Here is a 25635-nt window from a genome sequence, read left to right on the forward strand (position 1 = left end):
AAGTGATTTAATTAAAAGAATTTATTATCTTTACGCCCAGATACGATGATGAGTTCCCTCATAATCATTAACCCGTCTTCAACAGATATTTCAAATGATTATGGCAAGATTCTAATACACAAATACTTTTATCTTTTTCAATTAAAAAAGAGTGGTAAAATAACTTACCACTCTTTTATATTATATCCAGAAAACAATCTTTCTTAATTCTGTGTCAGACTTTTCTTAATGAAATCTTCCAGTTCTTTGCCATGAAGGTTTTTAGCTAAAATAGTTCCCTGCCCGTCAATAATGACATTAAAAGGCAGTTCATCAACTTCATAAAGCTTTGCTACAGGGCTTTTCCAGAATTTTAAATCACTGATCTGTATCCAGTTGATCTGAAATCTGTCAATTGTTTTCTGCCAGTTTTCTTTATTCTTATCCAAAGAAACACCTACTATTTCAAACTGATTATTTTTTATCTGTTCTGAGTAGGTACTATACATCGTTTTCAACTGAGGTTGTTCCTCTACACAAGGAGCACACCATGTTGCCGAGAAATCAATCAGAACCAATTTTCCTTTCAATTCGGAAAGAGAAAATGAAGTTCCATCCGCTTTGGTCATTGTAATTTCAGGCGCTTTCTTCCCTATTTCTATTTTGTTTTGAGCATTCATATAGCTTGAAAACAGTATAAAAAATAGTAGTTTAAAACCATTCTTCATATTAATCATTTGTAGGATAATCTTTATCAAGCCAGTCTGTTTTGATATTTTTCGGAAGATTTAAAAGTTTCGCATTTTTGAAGCCCATTTCTATCAGCAAAGCAAATGCAGGACGAATATTGGGGCATTTTACAAAAGGACAGCATCCGCAGTAGACCACAATTTCTCTGTTCTTTGGAATATCTTTAAGATAATTTCTCAATTTTTCCAGATTTTCAGGTTCATGTGTTGGGCCAATGTCAACAGAACCCTTGATAATAGCTTCAGGACCAACTGAAATAATCACAAGATCTTTTGTTTTATTTTTTTCAATTCTGGAAGCCAGTAATACGGGATCCATCAGCTGGCTGTCTTTCCATGGATCCTGTTTTTGCTGTGCCTGAATGAAAACTGAACAGACCAAGCAAGCAATGATAAACAAATATTTCATTCTTCTATTTTTCACAAAGATAAGTTGAAAAGTTCAGAGTTCAGGGCTGGAGTGTTTCAAGTTGACTTATTAAAATTTTTAATTTTAAAGCCTTTAACAAATAATTTTATACATTTATGTGAAGTATTGTTGAATAAAAACACTCTTAACAATGGAAGAAAGATTCCAGCCTGATGCTATCATTATCGGAACCGGACTGGCAGGGCTTACTGCTGCCATGGAAATTACCAATACCGGGAAAAAAGTACTGCTTTTAGATCAGGAAACTGAACAGAACATTGGTGGACAGGCATTCTGGTCATTTGGAGGATTATTTCTCATCAATTCACCACAGCAAAGAAGAATGGGAATCAAAGATTCTTATGAACTGGCATTACAGGACTGGAAAGGAACAGCTGGTTTTGACCGCTCGGAAGACTACTGGCCTCGTCAATGGGCTGAAGCTTACCTGAAATTTGCTGCTGATGAAAAGTACGAATATATTTCAAAACTGGGAATCAAGTTAATGTTTATGGTAGGCTGGGCGGAACGTGGTGATGGTTCCGCAACAGGTCATGGAAATTCTGTACCCCGCTTTCATGTGAGTTGGGGAACAGGAACGGGAGTTGTAAAACCTTTTGTGGAAAAAGCTTATAAAGCTCAGGAAAAAGGGCTGCTTCAGATGAAATTCAGACATCGGGTGACAGAACTTATTACCGAAAACGGAAAGATAAAAGGTCTTAAAGGGGATATTCTGGAAAATGATACCCAGGAAAGAGGTGCTGCTACCAACAAAAATGTTATCTCAACATTTGAATATACAGCTCCAAATATCATCATCGCTTCCGGAGGAATTGGTGCCAACCATGAGCTGGTAAGAAAAAACTGGCCGGAAAGATTGGGAAAAGCACCCGAAAACATGGTTTGTGGTGTTCCGGCCTATGTGGATGGTAAAATGATAGGCATTGCAGAAAATGCAGGCGCTCATATCATTAATCCGGACAGAATGTGGCATTATACAGAAGGCTTACAGAACTGGAATCCAATCTGGCCAAAACACGGAATCCGGATACTTCCGGGGCCTTCATCGCTATGGTTTGATGCAAAAGGGAAACGTCTCCCAGCCCCTTTTCTCCCTGGATTTGATACGCTGGGAACTTTACAGTATATTCAGGAAACGGGGTTTTCTTATTCGTGGTTTATTCTTACTCAGAAAATTATCAAAAAAGAATTTGCTCTTTCAGGTTCAGAGCAGAATCCTGATATCACTAATAAAGACTACTCTCTTTTTCTGAAAAGGATTTTTGGTAAAAAAGCACCAGGACCTGTAGAAGCTTTTAAAGAACACGGAAAAGACTTTATTGTATCAGATAGTCTGGAAGATCTGGTTAAAAGAATGAATGAACTGGCTGGAAATACTCTGTTGAAATATGAAAACATAAAATCTCAGATTGAAGCCAGAGACAGAGAGCTAGACAATAAGTTTTCAAAAGACATTCAGGTTAATTATATCCGGAATACCCGAAATTATTTAGGTGATAAATTGGGAAGAGTTGCTGCTCCGCATAAGATTCTAGATCCTGAAAACGGACCTTTGATTGCTGTACGCCTTAATATTTTAACCCGAAAAACGTTGGGCGGAATAAAAACCAATCTGAATGGTCAGGTATTGAGAGAGGATGACAGTATTATTGAAGGACTGTATGCTGCAGGAGAAGCTGCCGGTTTTGGCGGTGGCGGAATGCATGGCTACAGAGCTCTGGAAGGAACATTCTTAGGTGGTTGTATCTTTTCAGGAATGAAAGCCGGAAAATACATTGCCGGACTTTAAAATTAAATACTAATAAATATGAGTAATTATTTCGATCATAAAGTCATCTGGATCACAGGAGCATCCTCAGGCATTGGCGAAGCTTTGGTAAAAGAGTTAACCGAAAGTAGCAATGCCAAAATTATCCTTTCTTCCAGAAAAGAAGAACAGCTTCATTCCGTTGCTGAAAAAGCTGGTTTGAGTAAAGATCGGTATGCGGTAATTCCTTTAGATCTTCAAAATCATAAAGAAATGCCTTCCATTGCAGTAAAAGCATCAGAACAATTCGGTAAGATCGATATTTTGATTAATAATGCAGGATTGTCACAACGGTCATTAGCTATGGAAACCGATATTGAAGTAGATAAACAGCTTATCAATATTGATTATATCGGAACAGTAGCTCTTACAAAGGCTGTTTTGCCTTATATGATTAAAAATAAAGGAGGACACATTGCCGTCGTGTCCAGTTTAATGGGAATTTTCGGTGCTCCTATGCGAAGCGGATATGCCGGTGCAAAACATGCATTACATGGTTTTTTTGATGCCTTGAGGGCAGAATTATTCAGTCAGAATATTAAGATTACGATCATTTGTCCTGGTTTTAGACAAACTGATATTTCTATTAATGCAGTTACAGGAAACGGATCATTACAGGGTACTATGGATGATGCCACAAAGAATGGTATGCCTACAGATATTTTTGCAAAAAAAATGCTCCATGCCATTGAAAAACAGAAACATCAAAAAGCTATAGGCGGTAAAGAAGTTATGGCTGTGTATCTAAAGAGATTCTTTCCCAATATATTAGCCAAAATAATCCGTAAAGCTAAGGTGGTGTAAAGAAAAAAGCACCATTCAAGAAGAAATGATGCTTTTAATAAATATAATGAAGAATTTGTTTTAAAAGGTTTTTACCAAACCAATTCCCACAATTTTATTCTGATAAAATGGCATTACCATCGTGGATGAAAGCGAAGGTTTAACTTTATTTTTTCCTCGTAATAAATTATCAATTTTTGGAAACAGCCAATAAGCCAGTTCTGTAGAAAGAATTCCAAATCCGGCTCCTGCTACAACATCTCCCAGCCAGTGTTTATCATTCAACATTCTGTAAACTCCGGTGAAAATTGCAAACGGATATCCGGAGATACTGAGCCAGAAATTGGTGTCTTTATATTCCCGGAACATAAATTGTGCTGAAGAAAATGCGGTGGCAGCATGTCCTGAAGGAAAAGATAACGTATTAGATCCGTCCGGCCTTTCCTCTTTTACCAGATACTTTAATGGCATTGTAAAGGCAGCTGCAATTAACTGTGACGAAGCATAAATGATGGTGCGGTCTCTCAGATTATGTTTTCCTTTTATTCCCATTGCATTAAGCCCGTATACCATTACTGCCGGAGCATATTGGGTATAATTATCGAGCTGTATCTGTTTAGGCTGATGTTCGTTGATTTCAACCTTAGTAGATACATTAAGCTGCTTCAGATTCTTAATGGAAAGACCTGCTAATCCATAGGTAATAAATACTGCAGGAATGATCAGGCTTTTATAATTCAGTGTGTTTTTTTGAACTTCTTTCGTGCTAATGCTATCCTGTACAGACTTTTCAACCTTAATTGTATCATTGACACTCTGTGCATTGATTCTGCTTAAAATTGAACTCAAAATCATTACATACATCCATGTTTTTTGAAAGTGCTTTTTCATTCTAAATTACTTTAAAATTATCCGATTCTGTATTAAAATTTATAGCTGTATCCCAAGCGAACCACCTGGGTTTCGTAATAATCATTGCTGGTATAAGCAAATCCTTTACCCTGTACAGACTTCTTGATCACCATTGTATTGAGTAAATCTGAGGCGTTAAAAAAAAGTTCTCCCTTTCCTTTCTGAATGGTTTTTTTCACTCCTGCATCCATCGAAAATCTTGATTGTATTTTTCCCTGAGGAATAATATCCGGAGCCAGATACACCAAGGTAAACTGCATATCCAACCCTTTGGAGAAATGAAAAACATTGTTCATCTTAACATTCCCTGAGATAGCTGTTTGCTGATCTGCAGAGAATGTATTAGGCTGAGGATACAGATTTTGTACGGTAAATGCGTCAATCTGATTACGGTATATATTTCCGTTGACATTCAGGGAATAAACATCCGATACTTTTTGGTTCCAAATTGTTTCAAGTCCTGTATTATAACTCTTCCCTGCATTTTGGAAGATGGCATAAATTAAAGTGCTGCCCGGAACAATACTGGAAATTCTAGTGATCGTCCCATTGGCAAAACGATGATATAATGCAGAATATAAATATCCGCTATCCCAATTGTGTTTATATCCGAGTTCAACGGAGTTCGTAAACTGTGGACGTAAGGCAGGATTTCCTACTTTAATAATTTCAGCATCGTCATATTTAGGGAAAATTCTGATATCTACTTCATTGGGACGGTCTACCCTTCTGTTGTAGAAAACAGAGAACTTATTACGGTCATCAAGCTTATACGCCAACCTGAAATTCGGGAATGGCTGGGTGTAATTGTATCCGTCACTTTTATACGTAGGATGGTTTGGATTTACATCATACTGAATTCTCACATATTCCAGTCTAAGCCCCAATTCTGCTTCCCATTTTTCATTTTCAAAAATATAATTTCCATACACGGCAGGAATAAATTCTTTATAATCTGCCTTCCCACCTGCAGAAACATCCAGAACAGAGTTTGCCCCCGGAATAAAATTCATATTGGTAGGAATGCTTCTGTTTCTCAGCTTAATTCCTGTTTCTATTCGTCCATATTTTAAAGGTTTTACATAATCTACATTGAAATCGTAGACCTGTTCATCCGATAATAGTTTAAAAGCATCTGTTCCGGTAGAAGACGGCAGATAATTGTCATAGAAATATTTTTCATCCTCTCTATGGAACGTATAGTTGAATCCCACATTCAGTACATGTCCGGCTTCTTTGAATTTATGCTGATAAGAAGCAGTTCCCATCACTGTTGTTTTCAGTTCATCCTCCAGAAACTGCCATAAACGAATACGCTGAGACATATCTCCATTGAAAAACGGCTGATCTCCCCTGTCGATAATTTTTTCACTTCCATACATTCCTGAAATAGTGAAGGTATTCTGAGGATCAATATTCCAGTCTATTCCGGCTTTGGTCGTAAAGAAATTGGTATTTCTGTTTCTTTTCAGCTGAGAATTGATCAATGTTCCGTCATCATAACTACGGGTAACAAATTCATTTTTGTTAAGGGTTTCCGTATAAAGATTATCCGCCTGTAAAAATATATTGACTTTGTTTTTTCTGTAATTGATAGATAATGATGGATTAATTTTAGGCGTAAGAGTATACTGTGGTCTTATGGTGGGAAGATTTTCCTTTCTTACCCAAAGTGAACCTAGTCCTGTAGTGAACCCTGCTTTTCCGTTCCATCCGTTCTGTTTATTTTTTTTCATGATAATATTGATGATTCCGGCATTTCCGTTCGCATCATATTTTGAGGAAGGATTGTTGATGATCTCAATTTTATCAATCGCAGAAGCAGGGATATTATCCAGTCCGGTCTGGCTTCCAAAACCTGTAAGAGCCGTCTGTTTGCCATCAATCAGAACGGTTACTTTATCATTGCCTCTCAGCTGTACTTTACCATCCTGTACGGTAATTCCCGGAAGGTTTTGCATACTTTGTAATACGGAACCACCGCTTTGACTGATATTATCGGCCACAGAATAGGTTTTCTTATCCAAACGGCTGTCTATTTCATTCTTTTTGGAAGCTGTAATGGTAATCGCTTCTATTTTGGTTTCAGTTTCCTGCTGTGGAGTTAACTCAATGGTAGGAATTTCCAGAAACTCAGAAAGACTTCCTATAAAAACAGGTTGTATCTGTGTACGATATCCTGCGAGTGAGGTTTCCAGAAGATAGTGGTCTGGTTTTATTCCGGTAAGAGAAAATCTGCCGTCTTCATTGGTAATTGTTCCGGCTGTAAAAGTGCTGTCTTTTTCTTTTTTTAAAATAATATGAGCATAAGGCAATGCTGTTTTGTCTATACTCGTGATCCTTCCTGAAGCCGTCACAGAAGCTATCTGTGCAGAAACAAAGGAAGAAGCCACTATACAGGCTGGAAAAAATATCAGAGCTGTTTTATTCATTCTTCTAGTTTTATATTTTCTTTAAAGTCTTTTTCGTTATAACAGGTGTTGGATTATTCGTTTTGAAGGGGTAATTCCCGGTTGTATTTTCTTTGTGAAATGACAATCATCAATACCATCAGAGCAAGAGATATCAGAGAAGCATTGAGAGTTCCCAGATCCAGCCCTCCTTTCGCTAAAGGTTTGGTTAAAAGATCTCCGAAAGTAGCCCCAAATGGTCTGGTGAAAACAAAAGCAATCCAGAACAGCAACACATGATTGATCTTTGTGGCATAATGAAGTACGACAACAATAAGGATAATCAGTCCGGTAATCAAAGCTCCTGTCATGTAGCCAAGTCCTAAATTATCACTCAGAAAATCTCCAAAAGCAGTTCCCAGGCTGTTGGAAAATAAAATGGCAGTCCAGTAGTATAATTCTTTATTTCTTTCAAAAATGGGATAAACCTCAAGATTACCATACTTTTTATACCACAAAAACAAAGAAAATAAAAGACCTGAAAGTAAAATTAAACTGCCAGTCAGATAGCCGGTCTTCAGAGTTCTGTCGATGCAGTCAGAGATTTCCGTTCCTAAAGTGGTTGTTCCTATAATCACCATCCAATAGATGGCTGGTATATATTTTTTTACACCAAGCTGCACGGATAAAATGACGACAAAGAACAACAGGGTAATCAGAATACCTACTATATAGCCCAGATGAAGCGTCATAGAAATAAAATCACCTAAAGTCTCTCCTAATGTGGTGGCTACAATTTTCATCAGCCAGAATAGAAGGGTAACGGTTGCAACTTTGTTTACTGTTCTCATTTCTAAATAAAATTTATACCTCAGTATGTTTTCAATACAAAGGTGCAACCCGATTTAGAAGAAATTTAGAATTGTGGGAAAAGGGAATATTTTTAACTATAATTTAACAGAGAAAATATGGTGTTGATTCTCAAACCTGTAGTTGATAGTCCACTGATGAAGTCTGCAGATTTCTTGAATAATAGACAGCCCCAGCCCGCTTCCACTATTATCTGTTGAAAGTTTTGAAAATCTTTTGAATAAAAAATCTGTATTCAGTTTCTCAGTCCCGGAATTGGAAACTTCAAAAACAGAATCAGTAAGCTGTAGAGAAATACTCCCGCCTGCAGTAGTATGACGGATTGCATTGATAATAAGATTGTTGATCAGTATTTCTGCCAGAATATTATTTCCACTTACCTGTACCTCATTGAAAATATGTTCTGTAACTGAAATATTTTTTTGCTCAAAATGTTCTCTGAGAATATCAATGCTTTGATGAAGCAAATGATCAAAAGAAATAGTTTCTGAACTGTCGAACTGGTTATTATCAATTTTAGCAAGCAGCAAAAGGTTTTTATTGATACGGGAGCTTCTTGTAAGCGCCCTGTTCATATCTTCTGCAATGCTGTATTGTTTTTCGGTAAGATTCTGATCCTGAAGCAAAAGATCCAGTTTGTTTTTAATAATGGCAAGTGGAGTCTGCAATTCGTGGGAGGCATTTTCAGTGAACTCTTTCTGGGTTTTGTAAGCTGATACATTACGTTCAATAAGTTTGTAAAGAGACTGATTGAGTTCTTCAAATTCAGTGGTGTCAGAAGTCGGAAATTCTATAGTATTCTGACTGTTAAGATTGAAACTCTTCAACTGATCCAATGTACTTCTGAACGGTTTCCAGACAGATGAGGAAAGCCTTCTGTTAAGATATAAAAGACCAACAACAATCACCACAAAAAAGAAAATGGTAATCATGGCAATAACTGCTATGGTTTCATGAGATTCCTCAATATTGGTCTGTATGGTAAACAGATAGGGCTTATTATGAAGATAAATTACTTTTTCAAGACATCTGTAGCGTTCTTTTTTCTGTTCCGAAATAAAAGGAAGATGCCTTTCGTAAGTATAAACACTGTCCCGCTTTACCTGATGGGGAGAAATTCTTTCAATATTGGTTTCAGGCTGAATATGATTCCATAATTCAAGGCTTTTGTCCAGTGCTTCTTCAGAAAGTTGCAGCTGATTGAATTCATAAGCCGTTTTTTCTATAATAATCTGATTATGCTCATCCAACTCACTTTTCCAGATCGTATCCACCACAAAATAATACACAGGAATACTGATCATCAGTACAATAAGTACGTATATAAGAAAGGGTTTGGTGGTTTTGGTGAGTAGAGGCTTCAAAATAATGATGAATTATAAATTATAAATTTTTACTTTTTGAGGTAATGATAATGCTTCGGATTATTTTTAATATTTCTGTAGCTTCATTATTGATGCTTTCATATTCTGTGGATGATAAATAATCAGTATGAAATAAAAGCTCAATCCATTAAATAGATTCATCACATTCTTTTTGGGCAATAGCGAGTTTATGAATAAAGTCTGCTTTACTTTCTGCATTCTGTGATTTTCTTATTAAAGCTCCTACTGCAGTTCCGTTTCTTAATAATTGTTTACTCAGAACATATTCATTCTTATTAGCCGAAAGATATTTATAAAGATTAATGATCCTAATTGCAAAATTAAAACTTTTATCTTTCAGCACATTTTTCTTTTCACTCATAATTTATAATTCATCATTCATAATTACTTAAGTTTTCCCACTTATATCCCGTTCCATAGACTGTTTTCAGATAATGTCCACATCCTGCGTCATAGAGCTTCTTCTTGAGGTTTTTTACATGAGCATAGACAAAATCATGATTGTCAAGCATATCTGCGAAGTCTCCGGAAAGATGTTCTGCCAGAGTACTTTTGGAAATAACTTTATTTTTGTTACCGATAAAATAAATGAGGAGATCGAATTCTTTTTTTGTCAAAGAAATCACTTCATCATTTACAACCACAGTTTTGGCCAATAAATCGATTTGAAGTTCATTTTGTTTTACTACATTAGAACTGCTGAACTGTTTCCGCCGGATAATAGAATATACTCTGGCCATAAGCTCAGAAAGATGAAAAGGTTTGGTAAGGTAATCATCAGCGCCCAGCTTTAGCCCTTCAATTTTATCATCAAGGGCATTTTTTGCAGAAATAATAATTACTCCGTCCTGTTTCTGTTGTTTTTTTAATTCTTCCAAAATGGTAAGTCCATTTCCGTCCGGTAGCATAATGTCCAATAAAATACAATCATAGTCAAATGTTTCAATTTTATCCATGGCTTCACCGAAGGTACTGGCCGTTTCACAAAGGTAGTTTTCTCCGGAAAGATATTCGGAAATACTTTGAGCAAGTGCTGCTTCGTCTTCAATGATAAGAATTTTCATGCGATAAATCTATAACCAAATTTAGAAGAAATTTTGAATTTTAAATTAAATTATAAATTACAAAAATAGAATCTATAGAACAAGTGTAAAGGCTCAAAAGGAGGTTTTTTGTGATATATTTCATAAATTTACGGTGCTGTATCAATCTGATGATAGTATAAAATATTTCCAAGGTGAAAATTCACAACAAAAAAAAGTACCTGAGCTTCCTTAAATTTAAAAGAGATTTCCAAAAATACGGACTAGAAAAAGCACGCAGTTATGAGCTTATTCTGCATTGGCTGAACAACAGGCTAAGTAGAAATCAGTTTCTTGTTCTTTCCGGAATTCTGGTAGGCTGCACAGCTGGTCTGGCAGGAGTTATTCTGAAAACGCTGGTACACAATATTCACTATTTTATTACGAATAAAGTTCATTTTGAATATCAGATATTATTCTATATCGTCTTTCCATTTTTAGGAATTGTTTTGACTACCATGATTGTTCTGACGCTGTTCAAAGGTCAGGACCGTAAAGGGATCGGAGCTATTTTGTACGAAATTGCTCAGAATTCCAGTATTGTGGCTTCCGTTAAAATGTATTCTCAGGTAATACAGAGTGCAGTTACCGTAGGATTGGGAGGATCTGCCGGATTAGAAAGTCCTATTGCCGTTACCGGAGCTGCCATTGGTTCCAATTATGCACAGACGTACAGACTAAGTTACAAAGAACGTACTTTATTACTTGCTGCGGGAGCTACTGCCGGGATTGCATCTGCTTTCAATGCTCCTATTGCCGGGATTATGTTTGCCTTTGAAATTCTTTTAACCGGAGTTGTTTTCACAGATTTTATTCCTTTAGTCGTTGCTGCGGTCTGCGGAAGTCTTTTATCTAGGATTTTGTTGCAGGAAGATGTGCTTTTTAGGTTTTATACCAGAGATCCATTTAACTATAAAAATGTTCCGTATTATCTTATTTTAGGAATTGTTACAGGCTTGTACGCCCGTTATTTTGTGATTATTTCTCAAAAAGTAGAACATTTTATAAAAGGGCTTCAGCTTTCGAGAATGCGTAAAGCAATGTTCGGAGGAGCTGTTCTTTCTCTATTATGCGTTCTTTTTCCTCCTTTATTTGGGGAAGGTTATGAAACGGTAAAAGCTTTTACCAATGGAAATACCTACTCTATTATTGAAAACAGTTTTTTCAGATATTTTGAGATCGGAGACTGGACCATTATTATATTTTTAGTTCTGGTATTGCTTCTAAAAGCATTTGCCACTTCATTTACCATATTCAGTGGTGGAAATGGTGGTAATTTTGCGCCTTCTCTTTTTGCCGGAGGAACTTTAGGTTATTTATTTGCACTGGTTTGTCAGCATTTAGGCTTTACGGATGTTCCTGTGACCAATCTTGTTCTGGTAGGAATGGCAGGTGCCATGAGTGGTGTACTCTATGCTCCTCTTACAGCTATATTTCTGATCGCAGAATCAAGTTTCGGATATGATTTGTTTATTCCCTTGATGATAGCCTCTATCATATCTTACCTTATTGCCAAATGGTTCTCCCCAATTTCTCCGGAATTAAAATCATTAGCTGATGAAGGAAAAATTTTCACAAACAAGCATGACAAAAACCTACTTTTCGCCCTGAGAACTGAAGACTTTATTGACAAATATTCACAAACAATCAGTCAGAATGCCTCTGTTACAGAATTGTTTGAAATGGTAAAGAATGGAGATAAAAATATTTTCGCTGTGGTAGATGAGAACAGAAAACTTAAAGGAGTTCTTACTTTGGATGATATAAGGCCTTATCTATTCAACAAAGAAATGGAAACCTCTCAGACAGTTACTCAGATCATGAAAGCACCACCAGCTGTTCTTCATAGGGAAAATAGACCACTGGATATTCTCCAGACCTTTGATGATACAGGAGTGTGGAATCTGCCGGTAGTGAGTGATGCTAATGATTTCATAGGCTTTATTTCAAAATCTTCAATATTAATGAGCTACAGACAGCTTCTGAAGGAATATTCCGATTAATAGTAATAACAGAATATAACAACCGAAAACCTAAATTCCCCTCCTCCGGAGGGGTGGCGAAAATTCAAAGAATTTTTGACGGGGTGGTTAACATCGTCGAATAACAAAAAAATCCGTTCATTTCTGAACGGATTTAATTTTAGTCTATAATGAAATTTGAAAAAATTAGTTGCTTGCATTATTCAGCAGGTCAATATCTTCCTGATCCAGAATAAGCTTAGGCGCATTGAATACGGTCTCCAGCTGTGAAGCACTGGTGGCACTTACGATAGGTGCTGTGATCAAAGGATTGGATAGCAGCCATGCCAGAGAAACCGTTCCCTGAGTGGTATTGTGTTTTGCACTCACCTGATCCAGCGCTTTTAAAACTTCAAGCCCTTTTGGATTCAAATATTTTCTTACCCCTTCCCCTCTCGCGCTTTTTGCAAGATCTGCTTCATCACGATATTTACCGGTCAGGAAACCTGCTGCCAGTGACCAATACGGAAATACACTTAAGTCAAACTGGTCTGCCAGAGGAGCATAATTTTGTTCAAAACCTTCTCTTTCCATCAGATTGTAATGAGGTTGTAACGCAACATATTTAGGAAGATTATTCTTTTCCGCGGCTTCAAATGATGCTTTCAGGCGTTCCGGAGATAAGTTGGAAGCCGCAATATAACGTACTTTTCCAGCCTTAATGATCTCATCATAAGCAGAAAGCGTTTCTTCTACCGGAGTGGTGTTATCATCAAAATGGGTATAATAGAGATCAATATGATCCGTCTGAAGTCTTTGCAGAGACTCATCTACAGATTTAAGAATATGTTTTTTACTGATATCATAACCATGTTCTTTTGTCTCTGAGCCAACTTTCGTTGCTAAAACGATGTCGTTGCGGTTTGATCTGCTTTTCATCCACTTTCCGATGATCTCTTCAGACTGTCCGCCTTTTCCGTTCACCCACCATGAATAGGTGTCTGCAGTATCTATAAAATTGAATCCGGCTTCAGTAAAGCGGTCCAGTATATCAAAAGACTGTTTTTCGTCCAGTGTCCATCCAAAAACATTTCCTCCGAAATTGATTGGGGCAATCGCTAAATCGGTGTTTTTGATTTTTCTTTTTTCCATAAAAATAATTTTACTAAGTGAGCTCTAAGGTAAGGAATATTAAGTCCGGAGAATATTCAAAATGACCATTCTCTTTATAGTTATTATAAATGAAAATGCTGATCTTTCCTCAGTTTTTTTGATTATTATTTTGTTAGAAAATCGCAAAGACGCAAATAAATTAAACACCAGCTGCTTTAAGGTGCAAAGATTTTATCTCTGATTTGCTATTTTCAAACAAAAAAGCTAAAAAAAATAAAAACAGCCCGTTTGAAAAGCTGTTTTTATTATCTATCAATTAAAAATACGGTTATTTTTCAACCTGTGGAATATCAATAGCAATAAGCTGAAGTTTGTATTCCTGTAATTGAAGATTGATGGCTGATAAACCGTTGCTGAAGAATGATGATGCTGTAAAAAGCTCATGATAATATGCGATCCCTTCAAGAACATTTTTCCTGAAAGCATTCCATTTTTTTGTCTGCGAATGAGTAATCTGTACAGTGGATTCGGTGATTTCCTTTCTCAGATAATCCACATACATTTTCAGTTCATTAATAAACATATTCGGACGTTGATTATCAGAAAGAATATTGGTGTTTCCGTAGATATGTTTTACCATTTCTGAAAGAGAAACTTCCTTATCAAAAAAGGCAATATTCGGTCCGGGACATATTACAACGCCTTGCTTTTCTCCTTTAATTTCAAGGTTCTGTTCCATGTATGCTGCATTCACAAGTCCTACACATAAGCAGGCTTTATCGGTAATTTCGGATTTTCTTTTATTGAATTCCTTTTCCGTCAAGGTTTGTTTGTTTTCGAACAGCTCTTTCAGTTTGATCTCCTGATATTTTCTGGAAGCAGTACATGTTCCTTCCTGAGAAAATTCTTTGCTTAGTGCGAGAAGCTTTTTGGGACACGAACTTCCATATTTCCCTTTTGCTTCTTTCTCATACTTCAAGACTTCATTGGATGTCCCTTTTACCGTATTAAAAGGCACTCCCAATGGCGAAATATTACTTAGATAGAAATCCTTCTCTTTTGACTGTAAAAGCAGATTTCGGGTTTCTGTATCTACCGATGTTGCTTCTGGTACAAGTAAAAATGGTGAACCCCATCCAACACTGTCTACACTATAATTAGCCAGTAAAAATTCATGCTCTTCAGAAGTTCCTACTCCACCCTGAACGGTAATCTTCATTTCTAAAGGTTCGGAAACTATATGTTTTCCTTTTTGTTCTAAAGCAGCCGTCATTAAGGTGTGAGCTGATTGTATCAGATCGCTTTTTTTCTGCTTAAATTCTTCCATGATAGGTCCAAGAAGCATTCCTTCAGTGGCAAAAGCATGACCACCGCAATTCAGTCCGGATTCTATTCTGTATTCTGAAACCCATAATCCTTTTTTAGCCAGAAAATTTCCCTGAATCATAGCAGAACGGAAATCGCTTACTTTAAGGATAATTTTCTTTTTGATGTTGCCGTTTTCATCCGGAAAAAAATCATCAAACTCTTCCATATAGCTATACAAACGGGGGTTCATCCCTGCAGAAAGAACCATTGATGATGATAGTTTACTTTTGGCAAATCCACGCAGAGAGGCATGCGCATCGTTGTACATCACAGGAAGCTGTTCATTATTCTGATAATTGTCTTTATCGACTTTCGTCATGATATTGACATCAATACTTCCCGGTTTTAAATTGGATTCTATGAAATTTTTGATATTAGAACTCCAATTGTCTTTTTGATTGATAAGATTCTGAAGACTGTTTTTGAGATCTGATGTATTGGGAAGCATAGCTACGAAATCCATCAAAGCTTCTTTATTCTTGCTGATTTCTTGTTTGAAAGATTCAAATTTTTCATTCACAATATCATCCACCATATCCAGATAAGCCGTAACTCTTCTGGCTCTGTAGTCTTCTGTTTTTGCTGAAATTCCGAAATAGTTAAGATTGAACTTTTTGTTGTAAAAGTTCTTCATTTTTTCCAGAATTTCATCATCAATAATGGAAATGACGGAAGAAATTCCATACTGGGCAACACGAATCGGGCTGTCTATTGTGTAAGCCAGACCCATTACCGGAATATGGAAATTGTGCAAAGGTTTTTTTGTCATAAAGTTTTGATAAAAGTTCTTTTGTTATTCATCTAAAAATCCTTTACAACTATTCACTCCTTAAAAATATTATTTTAAAATGAATTATGCATTAAATAATATTTCATTTTGTGTAAAACATGTCAAATGTCATTTTTTTGAATCGATTTCTGTAAAATTGTTACTGAGACACCATTAATTGTATGACTACCACATCAACTATAACTTTTTTTACTATATTTATTAGTTGAACGATGACCATCCTATGAGAAAAAATAAAGGATTATTCGCCGGAATAATCGCCGCTCTAATTGCTTTTTCTTCTTCCATTATAATAATTGGAGCCCTGGTCGCAATGGAAATTGCAAAAAGTACTTCTGACGTAATAGGAGATCTTTTTACGATTGATTCCAATATTAAAGAACATCTTATAACAGATCTTCTGTTTCTTGGTATTACCGGAGTTGCGTATGTATTCTCCCTCAGAAAAATTAAAAATGATATTTTTTCATTTATTATTCTTTTGGTTTTTATGGCTTCAATATTTGTTTTTGGGAGTGATGTATTGCTCCAGTTTGAAGCAATGAAAGTAGAGAAGCTTGATGGACAATTTGGGTTTTATATTTTTGAAAAAGTAGCCTATACCAGTTTGATATATCCTGTTGTTGGTCTTATTTATGACAGATACAGAAGAAAACTTAAATGATAACAAATAAAATATACGTATTAAGCTTATTTTTAAGCTCTATCTGGACTTTTTCCCAAAATGTCAATGAAGATCTTATTCACTATTTAAAAGAGGCGGAAACGATTCTTATTACCAGTCATGAAGATCTCAGACTTGATATTGAAACACCTGGTAAGAGTAAAACAATTTACAGAGACTTACTAAAAAATGGTGTTCCCAACAATGAAATCATAATAAATAAGGTCGTACTCACTCCTGAATCAAAACAAGAATTAATAGAGATTATAAAAGGGCAGAAAAGTGTAAAAGTCTGGGATGGAGCTTTCTGTTTCGAGCCGCACAATACTTTGTTTATTTATAAGGAAAATCAGTGGAGGAATATTGAGTTATGTTTTGGATGTAAGCAATATAATCATAGTAAAGAATTACCCGTTAATAGAGAAGAATTTCTGCATAGTTATCAGGACTGGCTCAATCTTGAAGAGTTTTTTAAAAAGCAGGGAGTGCATTGGAATGAGTCTGTAAAAAAATAACAAAAAGATCAGTCAAACCAGACTGATCTTTTTACTTGTATCATGTTTCCCTAAGAGCTATTCAGCTTTGTTCTTAAGCATCATCAGAAGACTGTAAGCTCCTTTCTGTACAATTTTCTTATCTTTTAAAAAGTCTGATTTTATTATCTCTGTAAACTGATCATCAGAAATTCCGGTCACTACGGGAATTATTTTATAATTGGATTTTCCCAGATCTTCAAAAACGTAATTTTTATTTTCATAAGAAACCACTGCTTCATTGGGAAGACCTTGTGTATAACGGCTACTGATTTTAACTTCAGCATTGATATACATTCCTTTTACAAATTCAGCATTTGCCGAAGACAGCTTAGCAATTGCAGTGGCAGATCCTCCATTTTCAATACTTGGCACTACGCTGACAATTTTGGCATTGGACTTCAGCTCCGGATTCTGATTGTTATACACTAAAATTTCCTGTCCTGTTTGAATATCATTCACATCATTTTCAAATACCTTTAATTCTAAAAGTAATCCTGCAGGGTTGATCAATTCAAATAAAGTATCTGCCGGATTGATGTATTGTCCGTTATTCACAAGAATTTTGCTTACAAAACCTGTAAACGGAGCATAAATATTGATTTTACTTCTGATATTTCCGGTAGTCAGACTTTTGGCATTGATTCCGATGATTTTCAGTTTTTCTTCCAACCCCTTTAGAGTGGCATTCAAAGTAGAATAATCTGCCTGGGCAATCTGCATGGTTTTGTCACTGCTGGCTTTACTTGTATTCAAATCTTTCTGACGGTTGAAATTCAATCTTGCCGCTTCAAGCTGGGCTTTGGTGACCAGATAATCCTGTTGTAATTGTATAAACTGTGGATCTTCTACGACTGCAAGCACTTGACCTTTGCTGAAATGACTTCCATTAATGATATTGATCGATTTGATATGTCCACCCATAATACTGGAAACTAAACTAATGTGGGAAGGTGCAATTTCCGCCTTTCCATTCAATCTCACCAGCTTTTCCATATTCCTGTTCTGAATACTGGTTGTTGTTAATCCTACAGACTGAATCTGTTTTTCTGTAAGATAAACGGAGTTTTTGTCGTTCTTAGAAAATTTCGTGTTTTCATACACCGTTTTTTCCTCCTCATTTTTTCCTGAACATGAAGATAGAGTAAGGATGAAAGCTAGGCTGTATAGGGATATATTCTTGAAATGCATGATGGTATTATTTTGAAATTAAGAATTGAAGTTCGGCTCCGATCTGATTCAGTTTTTCCAGCTGATCAATATAATCTGCTTTGGTTTTTACGGCCTGATTCACCAATATTACCCAGTCCAGATAGTCTATTTCTCCTACTTCCATCTGTTTCTGGGCTGTTTTTAAAATGATTTCAGATTTTGGAAGCTGTTTTTGTTCATAATTTTCGATGATCTGCTGTTGGTTCATATAGGTAGTCAACTGTTGTTTCAATCTGTTTTTAAGCTCAATTTCTTTTCTCTGATACTGATTTTCGGAAATAACAATTTTAGTCTGTGCTGCCTTTGCTAAAGCTCTCTGTCCTTTGGTAAACAATGGAATTCCCACTCCTACCTGAACCGAATTGAACCGATTATTATTGATGTTTTTCATACTCTGATTGGTATATCCTATAAGAAGATCCGGAAGCAGCCTGCTTTTTTCAAGCTGTACTTCTGCCTCTCCTACTTTGATCTGTTGCTGCAAATATTGAAGCTCAGGATGCTGTTTTACCATTTCTTCTGAGATCTGTAAACCAATATTCATCGTGGGATGATCAGCAATGGGGTGATAAGGTGTTGTAGACTGTAGCAATAATTGAAGTTGAAGCTTTGCAATATTCAGATCATTTTCAAGGGTATTCAGTTGTACTTCTATCTGTTCTTTCTGAATTTCCGCGGTGGATTCCTCCAGAATATTGGCTTCCCCTTTTTTTAATCTTAATCCGGCTTTATCTGCAAAATTATGATATAACTGGCTGATGTATTCCAGGACTTTTTTCTTCTCCTGAAGCACCAGTATCCTGTAGAAAACATCTGTTACTTCTTTTGTAAGCTGTATTTTAGTCAGATTCTGATTGATGACACTGGCAGACCATTCGGCATCCAGCATTTGTTTTCTTTTTGAATACACTGTTGGAAAACTGAATCTTTGAGAGATTCCGAATGAATTATCCGTTTCCTCGCCCTGAATTTGACCAAATCCTCCGGTAATTTCCGTCTGGGGAATATCCAGATAACTGGCTTTCAGTTTTTCCTGATAATCTGATACTAATTTTGAATTTTTAAGAGTACCATTCTGCAGGTATGCTTTTTCCAAAGCCTGATCGTAGGTAATATTTTCCTGAGCCTGATAAGTTCCAAAGGATATTAACAACAGGAAAACAGACAATTTTTTATAGTTGAGTTTTTTTGAGTATTTCATTTTATCTTTATTAATATGTTCAAACAGGACGTATAAAATTGGAAGGACAAACAAGGTTAAAAGGGTCGCAAGCATTAATCCTCCGATCACCACCGTTGCCAAAGGTCTCTGTACTTCTGCTCCTGCACCGTTGCTGATTGCCATGGGAAGGAATCCCAGAGAAGCTACAAAAGCCGTCATTAAAACCGGACGAAGCCTGATTTTTGTTCCTATGAGTACAATTCTGCTCGTATTTACTATTCCATTCTTTTTCAATCGGTTAAATTCTGATATCAAAACAATTCCATTAAGTACGGCAACTCCAAATAATGCAATAAATCCTACCCCTGCACTGATGCTGAAAGGCATTCCTCTCAACGCCAGAAAGTACACACCTCCTATCGCAGATAAAGGAATGGCTGTATAGATCAGCAGGCTATGTTTTACAGAACCGAAAGCAAAGAATAAGAGCAGGAAAATCATCACTAACGAAATAGGAACTGCAATTCCCAGTCTGGCTTTGGCTTCATTTAAATTTTCAAAAGCTCCTCCATAAGAAACAGTGTAGCCCGGTGATAATTTCAGGCTTTTATCTGTTTTTTGCTGAAGTTCTTCCACGATACTCTGAACATCTCTTCCTCTCACATTAAAACCTACAATAATTCTCCTTTTAGTATCTTCCCTCTGAATCTGGTTCGGACTGTTTTTAAGCTCTACTTTAGCCAATTGAGACAAAGGAATCTGTTCTCCTGAAGTGGTAGGAATCAGAAGGTTTTGGATGCTTGTAATATCTTTTTTATGTTCATTATCCATTCGGACAACGATATCAAACTTTTTCTCACCTTCATACAATGCTCCTGCAGTTTGTCCGGCAAAAGCCATATTAATCACTCTGTTGATATCTGCAACTGAAATATTATATCGGGACAGTTCCGAACGGTTATAATCAATCACAACCTGTGGAGCTCCTACTACCGGCTCGATATATAGATCCTGTGCACCTTTTACAGTGTTAATAATGCTTCCAATCTTTTTGGCATACGTGGCAAGGCTGTCCAGATCTTCACCGTAAATCTTGCAGACTACATCTTGTCTTGCACCCGTCATCAGTTCATTGAAACGCATCTGTACCGGAAACTGGAAACTGGTGGTGAGGCCTGGGATAACGCTTAATGCTTTGCTCATTTTGTCAGAAAGCTCAGGAAATGTTGTTGCGGAAGTCCATTTCTTTTTAGGCTTTAAAACGACGATCATATCTCCGGAATCCATAGGCATAGGTTCTGTAGGAATTTCTGCACTCCCAATTTTCATGACTACTTTTTCTACTTCAGGAAACTGTGTTAAAAGGATATGTGCGGCCTGTGTGGTGGCTTTTTTGGTTTCATTGATATTACTTCCCTGAAGAATTCTCATTTCAACAGCAAAGTCGCCTTCCTCCAAAGAGGGTATAAATTCTCCACCCATTCTGGAAAGGGTAAAAACAGCACCTGCAAACAGGATCAATACGCCAATGATGATAGTTTTTCTGAATTTAAGAGCTTTCATCAGTAATTGCTGATGTCCGGTTTCCACTTTACCCATGACGCGGTCCGAGATGTTCTCTTTTTCTTTTTTCTTTCTGCTTAATACCAGAGAACTCATCATCGGAATATAAGTCAGGGAAAGAATAAATGCTCCAATCAGGGCAAAGGCAACGGTCTGAGCCATAGGCTTAAACATTTTCCCTTCAATTCCCTGAAGGGTAAAAATCGGAAGATATACGATTAAGATAATGATCTGCCCGAAAACCGCACTGTTAACCATTTTGGTAGCAGAGCTGGAAACCTGATCATCCATTTCTCTTTTGCTGAGCATATTGTCTTTTCCAAAATGCTTTTTATGGGCAAGTTGATGCAGCACGGATTCCACAATAATGACGGCACCGTCTACAATAAGACCAAAATCCAGCGCTCCAAGACTCATAAGATTTCCTCCTACACCGAAAATATTCATCATGATAATGGCGAAAAGCATAGCCAAAGGAATAACAGAAGCCACCAATAATCCTGCTCTGAAATTTCCTAAAAATAATACCAGAATGAAAACCACAATCAAAGCTCCTTCCATCAGGTTTGTTTTTACAGTACTGATGGTATTATTCACCATCTTAGCACGATCAAGGAAAGGCTCAATTACTACTCCTTCCGGTAAGGACTCCTGAATTTTCTCCAGTCTTTGTTTGATATTTCCAATCACTACATTGGCATTTTCACCTTTCAGCATCAGAACTATAGCTCCGGAAACCTCTCCGGTGTCATTATAAGTCATAGCGCCATACCTTGTTGCATAACCTATTTTCACAGAAGCTACATCTTTGATATGTACCGGAATGCCTTCTTTCGTTTCCGCTACCTGAATGCTTCCAATATCTTCCGTACTTCCCAGAAGCCCTTCACTGCGGATAAACAAAACAGTTTCTTTCTTTTCAATATATGCACCTCCGGTATTCTGGTTATTCTTTTCCAGCGCGGCAAAAACATCATTGATATTGATGTTGAATGCTTGTAGTTTATTAGGATTAATGGCAATTTCATATTGTTTCAGTTTTCCTCCGAAACTGCTGACATCCGCCACACCTTTAGTTCCAAGAAGTTGTCTTCTGACCACCCAATCCTGGATAGTCCTCAGTTCTGTTTCATCATATACATTTTCGTATCCTTTTTTTGCCCGTACCACATATTGGAAAATTTCTCCCAATCCTGTTGAAATAGGCCCTAATTCCGGTTTACCGATTCCGGCTGGTATATTGTCCTGAACAAGCTGCAACCGTTCCTGAACCTGTTGACGAGCCCAATACACATCCGTCTTATCATCAAAAACTACAGTCACTAATGAAAGTCCGAATCGTGAGAAACTTCTCAGCTCCGTAATTCCGCTGATATTGCTGGTGGCCTGTTCGATAGGAAATGTAACAAGGCGTTCTATATCTGCAGCACCATAAGAAGGAGCAGTAGTAATAATCTGAACCTGATTATTGGTGATGTCCGGCTGGGCATCAATGGGAAGTTTAGTGGTTTCATAGACTCCAAAAAGGATGAGAGCTACTGTAAACAGAGCAATGATGAGTTTATTCTTTACAGAAAACTCAATAATTTTATTTAACATGGAAAAACTATTAATTGATAATCCGGAATGCTTTATAAAAGCTGAGATTCACCCAAAACTTAAAGTATCAAAACAAGTGTTTGTAACTTCTCTGGTTAAGGTTTAAGCATCAATACAATGCATTACGAATTAATTGATATGTAACAAGAATTCACTGCTTTAGGTAAAAACATAAAGCATTAATTTTCAATGTAAAGTCAATTAAGAAAGCCGTGGTGGCTGGAAAATCTGAGAAAGGTATTGGTTGGAAAAATCTTTTTCCTTATAGATACTGCTTTTCTTTGAAACAGTAATTTCCTTAGGTTTTTTTATTTCAAATGAAAGCTCAGGAAGCTGGGCGTGTACAGTAAGTACGATAGGTGGATTGATAAACGGCAGTTTCTGATCGGTATCCCAGTCAGAATCCTGTTTGTGGTTATCATAGTGCTCCATTACAAATTCTGAAAAGCTTCCATGGTATTCCATGAAATGTTCCACAAACATAGGCACTTTCAGTACTTCCCCCGCATTGGTGGTAGCCAGCACATACATTATTGAACATAATATGGAGAACCATTTTAACATGAGTGCAAATATAGGGCTTAAATTTTTTCTGAGAAGGCTGTAATATTAATTTTTTGAGAATTTTAGCCAGTTTAAAAGCAGTTTAAATAAATAATAACTCTTCGTAAAAATGTTAGGTTTATCAAACAAGAATCAAAGCCTTGACTTCAGCCTGCTCAATGTCTCCTGCGAAATATTAAGATATGAAGCGACCAATTTATTGGAAAGCCTTCTTACCACCACCGGATTTTCATCCAAAAGCTGGCGGTATTTTTCAAGTGCATCCTGAACAAGGAAAGACATCAGTCTTTTGGTATTATTTACATAGGCAGTTTCAAGATATATTCTGTAAAACTTTTCCCATTGAGGGATAATCTCCAGAAGATGATAAAAATCTTTATGAGTAATATAATATACTTCTGAATCCTCTACGGCTTCTATGAATTCCTCAGAGGGTTCAGAAGTAATAAAACTGGTGAGTGCAGTTGCAAACTGATTTTCAAAAGCAAAATATCGGGTAGAATCCTGCCCTTCTTCATTAATAAAAAATATACGGAGACAGCCATTGACAACAAAAAATGTTCTCTGGCTGTTTTGCCCGTTGGAAAGTAATAACTCATTTTTTTTCAGGGAAATAACTTTAAAATAAGAAAGTATCGTTTCCAATTCATAATCTGTTATTGATATTCTATTTTTGATATATGACGTTAAAAGTTCCTGCATGTAAGCAAAAATAGTGATAAATGGCTTTGCTTACATCTTTTATTCTTTCCTGTTTAGAGGTTTTCTGCCTGTCCGGCTTTCCAGTATGAACAAATGTACATTCCATGTGGATCCCATTCCAGTGTTGTTTTGAAGTAAGTACGAAGTTCATGCACAGTGGAATATTCTGCAGCGATATAAACATATTCTTTTAAAACGCCAGGTGGAAACTGAACAGATTTCACTGCTTCTGCAAGCTTGCTTCCCTGTTCAGGATGAGGATTGTGCAGCCATTCAACCGAAATATCTGCCGCAGAACACAGGATCAATTCGTCCTCTTTACCTGCCACTTCCAATATTATTTTTGCTCTTACATAGGAAGGAAACTGTTCTGAAATGGCACAAATCACCGGCAGTGCCGTTGCATCTCCTGCAAGCAGATAAAAATCAGCATTCGGAACTAACGGTTTTGAACTTTCTTTCATTCCTATTTCCAATAGACCTCCTGGTTTGGTCTTCAATGCCCATGCAGAAGCTGGTCCGTTGTCACCATGAGCTACAAAATCAACACTCAGTTCTTTTTCTTCCAGGTCAATTTTTCTATTGGTATAGGTTCTGATCAGAGTGATGTTTTCTTCTTCAGCGGGGATAAAGATTTTATTATTAGATCCGGACTTTACATTCGCCAATAGTTCAGCCTGTTTTTCATCAATATTAAATATAACACGGATTAAATGTGGTGTAATAAAGAGTTTCTTTTTAACGGTAAATACAGAATGTATTTTCTTCGTTTCTTTTACTTGAGATGTTAGTGAATGTTCCATTTTTATTTTTTGTTAAATAGTAAAATAATCATTGCAATGATACAGCTGATGCCTCCGAACAGGTATACAGTCTGATAATCAAACCAACCGGCAATTAATCCTGCTATAGGACCTGCGAGCCCTAATGAAAGGTCAACAAATGCGACATAGGCTCCTAGTGCTGTTCCTCTCATCTGCGGTTTTACTTTTTGAATGGCAAGAACTCCCAAAGCCGGAAAAACCAATGAAAACCCAACACCCGTCAACCCACATCCGATAATGGCCAATGTTTTGGATGCAGAGGTCCAAATCAGCATTTGTCCAGCCACTTCGATAATCAGAGAGATCAAGGCTATTGTAAAGCCTCCGTATTTATCTGGAAAAGAAGCAAATAAAATTCTGGTCAGCACATAACATGCTCCGAAGATCATAAAAGCCAATGAAGCATCACCCCAATTTTTTTGAGAGAAAAATAACGCAATAAAAGAAGCAATACATCCAAAAGCCATTGATGAAAAAGCAAGGCTCAGACCCTGACCAGATATGGCACCAATTATTTTGTAGAAAGGTGTTCTTACATAATCTTTATCCACAGGAATAGAAGGAAGTTTAGCAGTGGAAAGCCAGCTTACCAGCGGAAGTAAGGCAATAAAAAGAAAAGCAGGCAGAATATTGTATTCTTTACTTAACCATATACTGATGGGAGCTCCGATTGCAATTCCCGCATACATGGCAATACCATTCCAGGTCATTACTTTTCCCGAGCTGGAATGTCCTACAAGCCCTATTCCCCACGTTAACGCTCCGGTAACCAGAAAACTTTCACCAACCCCATGAATAATTCTTGCCAATAAGAGAGAAGCAAGTGCCAGAATAGGATTAGCTTGGAATAATACTGCCAGTACATAAATAATCCCAGCAATAACAGCCAATATTACACCTGACATTTTACTTTTCTTAGCACCTCTGGTGTCTGTCATCTTTCCGGAATAGGCACGGGTTAAAAGTGTTGATAATGATTGCAGACCAATCACAAGTCCTACAATAATGCTGTCAAAGCCTAATGTGTTCTGAACAAACCTGGGAAGTACTCCTAAAGCAATTCCTATGGTAAGGTAGACCGCAAATACCGAAATGATAATAGGAGCAGTTGCCTGATAGAAATTAATAGTCTGTCCTTTTTCTAATGTTGTACTCATAAATTTTGTTTAAAATATTCGGGTGCAAAGGTCCCG

21 protein-coding genes are annotated in these 25635 nt (G+C 36.8%); 5 read left to right on the forward strand and 16 right to left on the reverse strand.

Features of this window, described 5'->3' with window-relative positions:
* Positions 1–203: 203 nt before the first annotated feature.
* Both REB14_RS17980 and REB14_RS17985 read right to left on the reverse strand, forming a co-directional pair.
* A complete protein-coding gene (locus tag REB14_RS17980) occupies positions 204–707 on the reverse strand; it encodes a TlpA family protein disulfide reductase (RefSeq protein WP_309522887.1) in 504 nt (167 codons plus the stop codon).
* A gap of 1 nt (position 708) precedes the next feature.
* Complete coding sequence (locus REB14_RS17985) at positions 709–1137, reverse strand: rhodanese-like domain-containing protein (RefSeq protein ID WP_309522888.1); 429 nt, start codon at positions 1135–1137, stop codon at positions 709–711.
* Between the two features lie 151 nt (positions 1138–1288).
* Between REB14_RS17985 and REB14_RS17990 the strand changes: the two genes are divergently transcribed.
* Complete coding sequence (locus REB14_RS17990) at positions 1289–2947, forward strand: FAD-binding dehydrogenase (RefSeq protein ID WP_309522889.1); 1659 nt, start codon at positions 1289–1291, stop codon at positions 2945–2947.
* A gap of 18 nt (positions 2948–2965) precedes the next feature.
* Positions 2966–3769: an SDR family oxidoreductase gene (locus tag REB14_RS17995; RefSeq protein ID WP_309522890.1), complete on the forward strand. Its 804-nt coding sequence runs from the start codon at positions 2966–2968 to the stop codon at positions 3767–3769.
* A 60-nt stretch (positions 3770–3829) separates the two neighbouring features.
* Here REB14_RS17995 and REB14_RS18000 read toward each other — a convergent pair whose 3' ends face one another.
* The 6 genes from REB14_RS18000 to REB14_RS18025 all read right to left on the reverse strand — a co-directional run bounded on the left by REB14_RS18000 (position 3830) and on the right by REB14_RS18025 (position 10369).
* The gene (locus REB14_RS18000; RefSeq protein WP_309522891.1) at positions 3830–4639 is read right to left on the reverse strand and encodes a phosphatase PAP2 family protein; all 810 of its coding nucleotides are present in this window, start codon (positions 4637–4639) and stop codon (positions 3830–3832) included.
* 32 nt (positions 4640–4671) lie between these two features.
* Positions 4672–7092 (reverse strand): TonB-dependent receptor domain-containing protein, encoded by a 2421-nt coding sequence (locus tag REB14_RS18005; RefSeq protein ID WP_309522892.1) that lies wholly within the window; start codon positions 7090–7092, stop codon positions 4672–4674.
* A 53-nt stretch (positions 7093–7145) separates the two neighbouring features.
* A complete protein-coding gene (locus REB14_RS18010; protein WP_079241711.1) occupies positions 7146–7901 on the reverse strand; it encodes a COG4705 family protein in 756 nt (251 codons plus the stop codon).
* A gap of 96 nt (positions 7902–7997) precedes the next feature.
* Positions 7998–9284 (reverse strand): sensor histidine kinase, encoded by a 1287-nt coding sequence (locus REB14_RS18015; RefSeq protein ID WP_079241710.1) that lies wholly within the window; start codon positions 9282–9284, stop codon positions 7998–8000.
* 148 nt (positions 9285–9432) lie between these two features.
* Entirely contained in the window at positions 9433–9666 is a 234-nt protein-coding gene (locus tag REB14_RS24230) for a four helix bundle protein (protein ID WP_409993841.1), read from the reverse strand.
* A gap of 13 nt (positions 9667–9679) precedes the next feature.
* Positions 9680–10369 carry a response regulator transcription factor gene (locus REB14_RS18025; protein ID WP_309522893.1) on the reverse strand — a complete coding sequence of 230 codons (690 nt, stop codon included), beginning with the start codon at positions 10367–10369 and terminating at the stop codon, positions 9680–9682.
* A gap of 173 nt (positions 10370–10542) precedes the next feature.
* On the opposite strand from REB14_RS18025, the gene REB14_RS18030 reads away from it, so the two are divergent.
* Positions 10543–12390, forward strand: coding sequence for a chloride channel protein (locus tag REB14_RS18030; RefSeq protein ID WP_079241708.1), 1848 nt, complete (start codon positions 10543–10545; stop codon positions 12388–12390).
* 165 nt (positions 12391–12555) lie between these two features.
* Here REB14_RS18030 and REB14_RS18035 read toward each other — a convergent pair whose 3' ends face one another.
* Both REB14_RS18035 and REB14_RS18040 read right to left on the reverse strand, forming a co-directional pair.
* Positions 12556–13500 (reverse strand): aldo/keto reductase, encoded by a 945-nt coding sequence (locus REB14_RS18035; protein ID WP_309522894.1) that lies wholly within the window; start codon positions 13498–13500, stop codon positions 12556–12558.
* Positions 13501–13789: 289 nt separating this feature from the next.
* Entirely contained in the window at positions 13790–15598 is a 1809-nt protein-coding gene (locus REB14_RS18040; RefSeq protein ID WP_309522895.1) for a hypothetical protein, read from the reverse strand.
* Between the two features lie 244 nt (positions 15599–15842).
* On the opposite strand from REB14_RS18040, the gene REB14_RS18045 reads away from it, so the two are divergent.
* Complete coding sequence (locus REB14_RS18045) at positions 15843–16283, forward strand: hypothetical protein (protein WP_309522896.1); 441 nt, start codon at positions 15843–15845, stop codon at positions 16281–16283.
* The gene (locus REB14_RS18050; protein WP_309522897.1) at positions 16280–16798 is read left to right on the forward strand and encodes a hypothetical protein; all 519 of its coding nucleotides are present in this window, start codon (positions 16280–16282) and stop codon (positions 16796–16798) included. Before REB14_RS18045 ends, REB14_RS18050 begins: the two co-directional genes overlap by 4 nt.
* Before the next feature lie 57 nt (positions 16799–16855).
* On the opposite strand, the gene REB14_RS18055 is transcribed toward REB14_RS18050, so the two are convergent.
* The 6 genes from REB14_RS18055 to REB14_RS18080 form a co-directional block, all read right to left on the reverse strand.
* Positions 16856–18007, reverse strand: coding sequence for an efflux RND transporter periplasmic adaptor subunit (locus REB14_RS18055; protein ID WP_309522898.1), 1152 nt, complete (start codon positions 18005–18007; stop codon positions 16856–16858).
* 7 nt (positions 18008–18014) lie between these two features.
* Positions 18015–22352, reverse strand: coding sequence for a CusA/CzcA family heavy metal efflux RND transporter (locus REB14_RS18060; protein WP_309522899.1), 4338 nt, complete (start codon positions 22350–22352; stop codon positions 18015–18017).
* Between the two features lie 201 nt (positions 22353–22553).
* Entirely contained in the window at positions 22554–22916 is a 363-nt protein-coding gene (locus tag REB14_RS18065; protein WP_079241701.1) for a hypothetical protein, read from the reverse strand.
* A gap of 132 nt (positions 22917–23048) precedes the next feature.
* Positions 23049–23618: a Crp/Fnr family transcriptional regulator gene (locus REB14_RS18070; protein WP_079241700.1), complete on the reverse strand. Its 570-nt coding sequence runs from the start codon at positions 23616–23618 to the stop codon at positions 23049–23051.
* A 53-nt stretch (positions 23619–23671) separates the two neighbouring features.
* On the reverse strand, positions 23672–24421 hold the full coding sequence (locus REB14_RS18075; protein WP_309522900.1) for a siderophore-interacting protein: 750 nt from the start codon (positions 24419–24421) through the stop codon (positions 23672–23674).
* 2 nt (positions 24422–24423) lie between these two features.
* Positions 24424–25599 (reverse strand): MFS transporter, encoded by a 1176-nt coding sequence (locus REB14_RS18080; RefSeq protein ID WP_309522901.1) that lies wholly within the window; start codon positions 25597–25599, stop codon positions 24424–24426.
* Between the last annotated feature and the right edge of the window lie 36 nt (positions 25600–25635).

It is taken from the genome of Chryseobacterium metallicongregator (genome assembly GCF_031324065.1).
Taxonomy (GTDB): domain Bacteria; phylum Bacteroidota; class Bacteroidia; order Flavobacteriales; family Weeksellaceae; genus Chryseobacterium; species Chryseobacterium metallicongregator.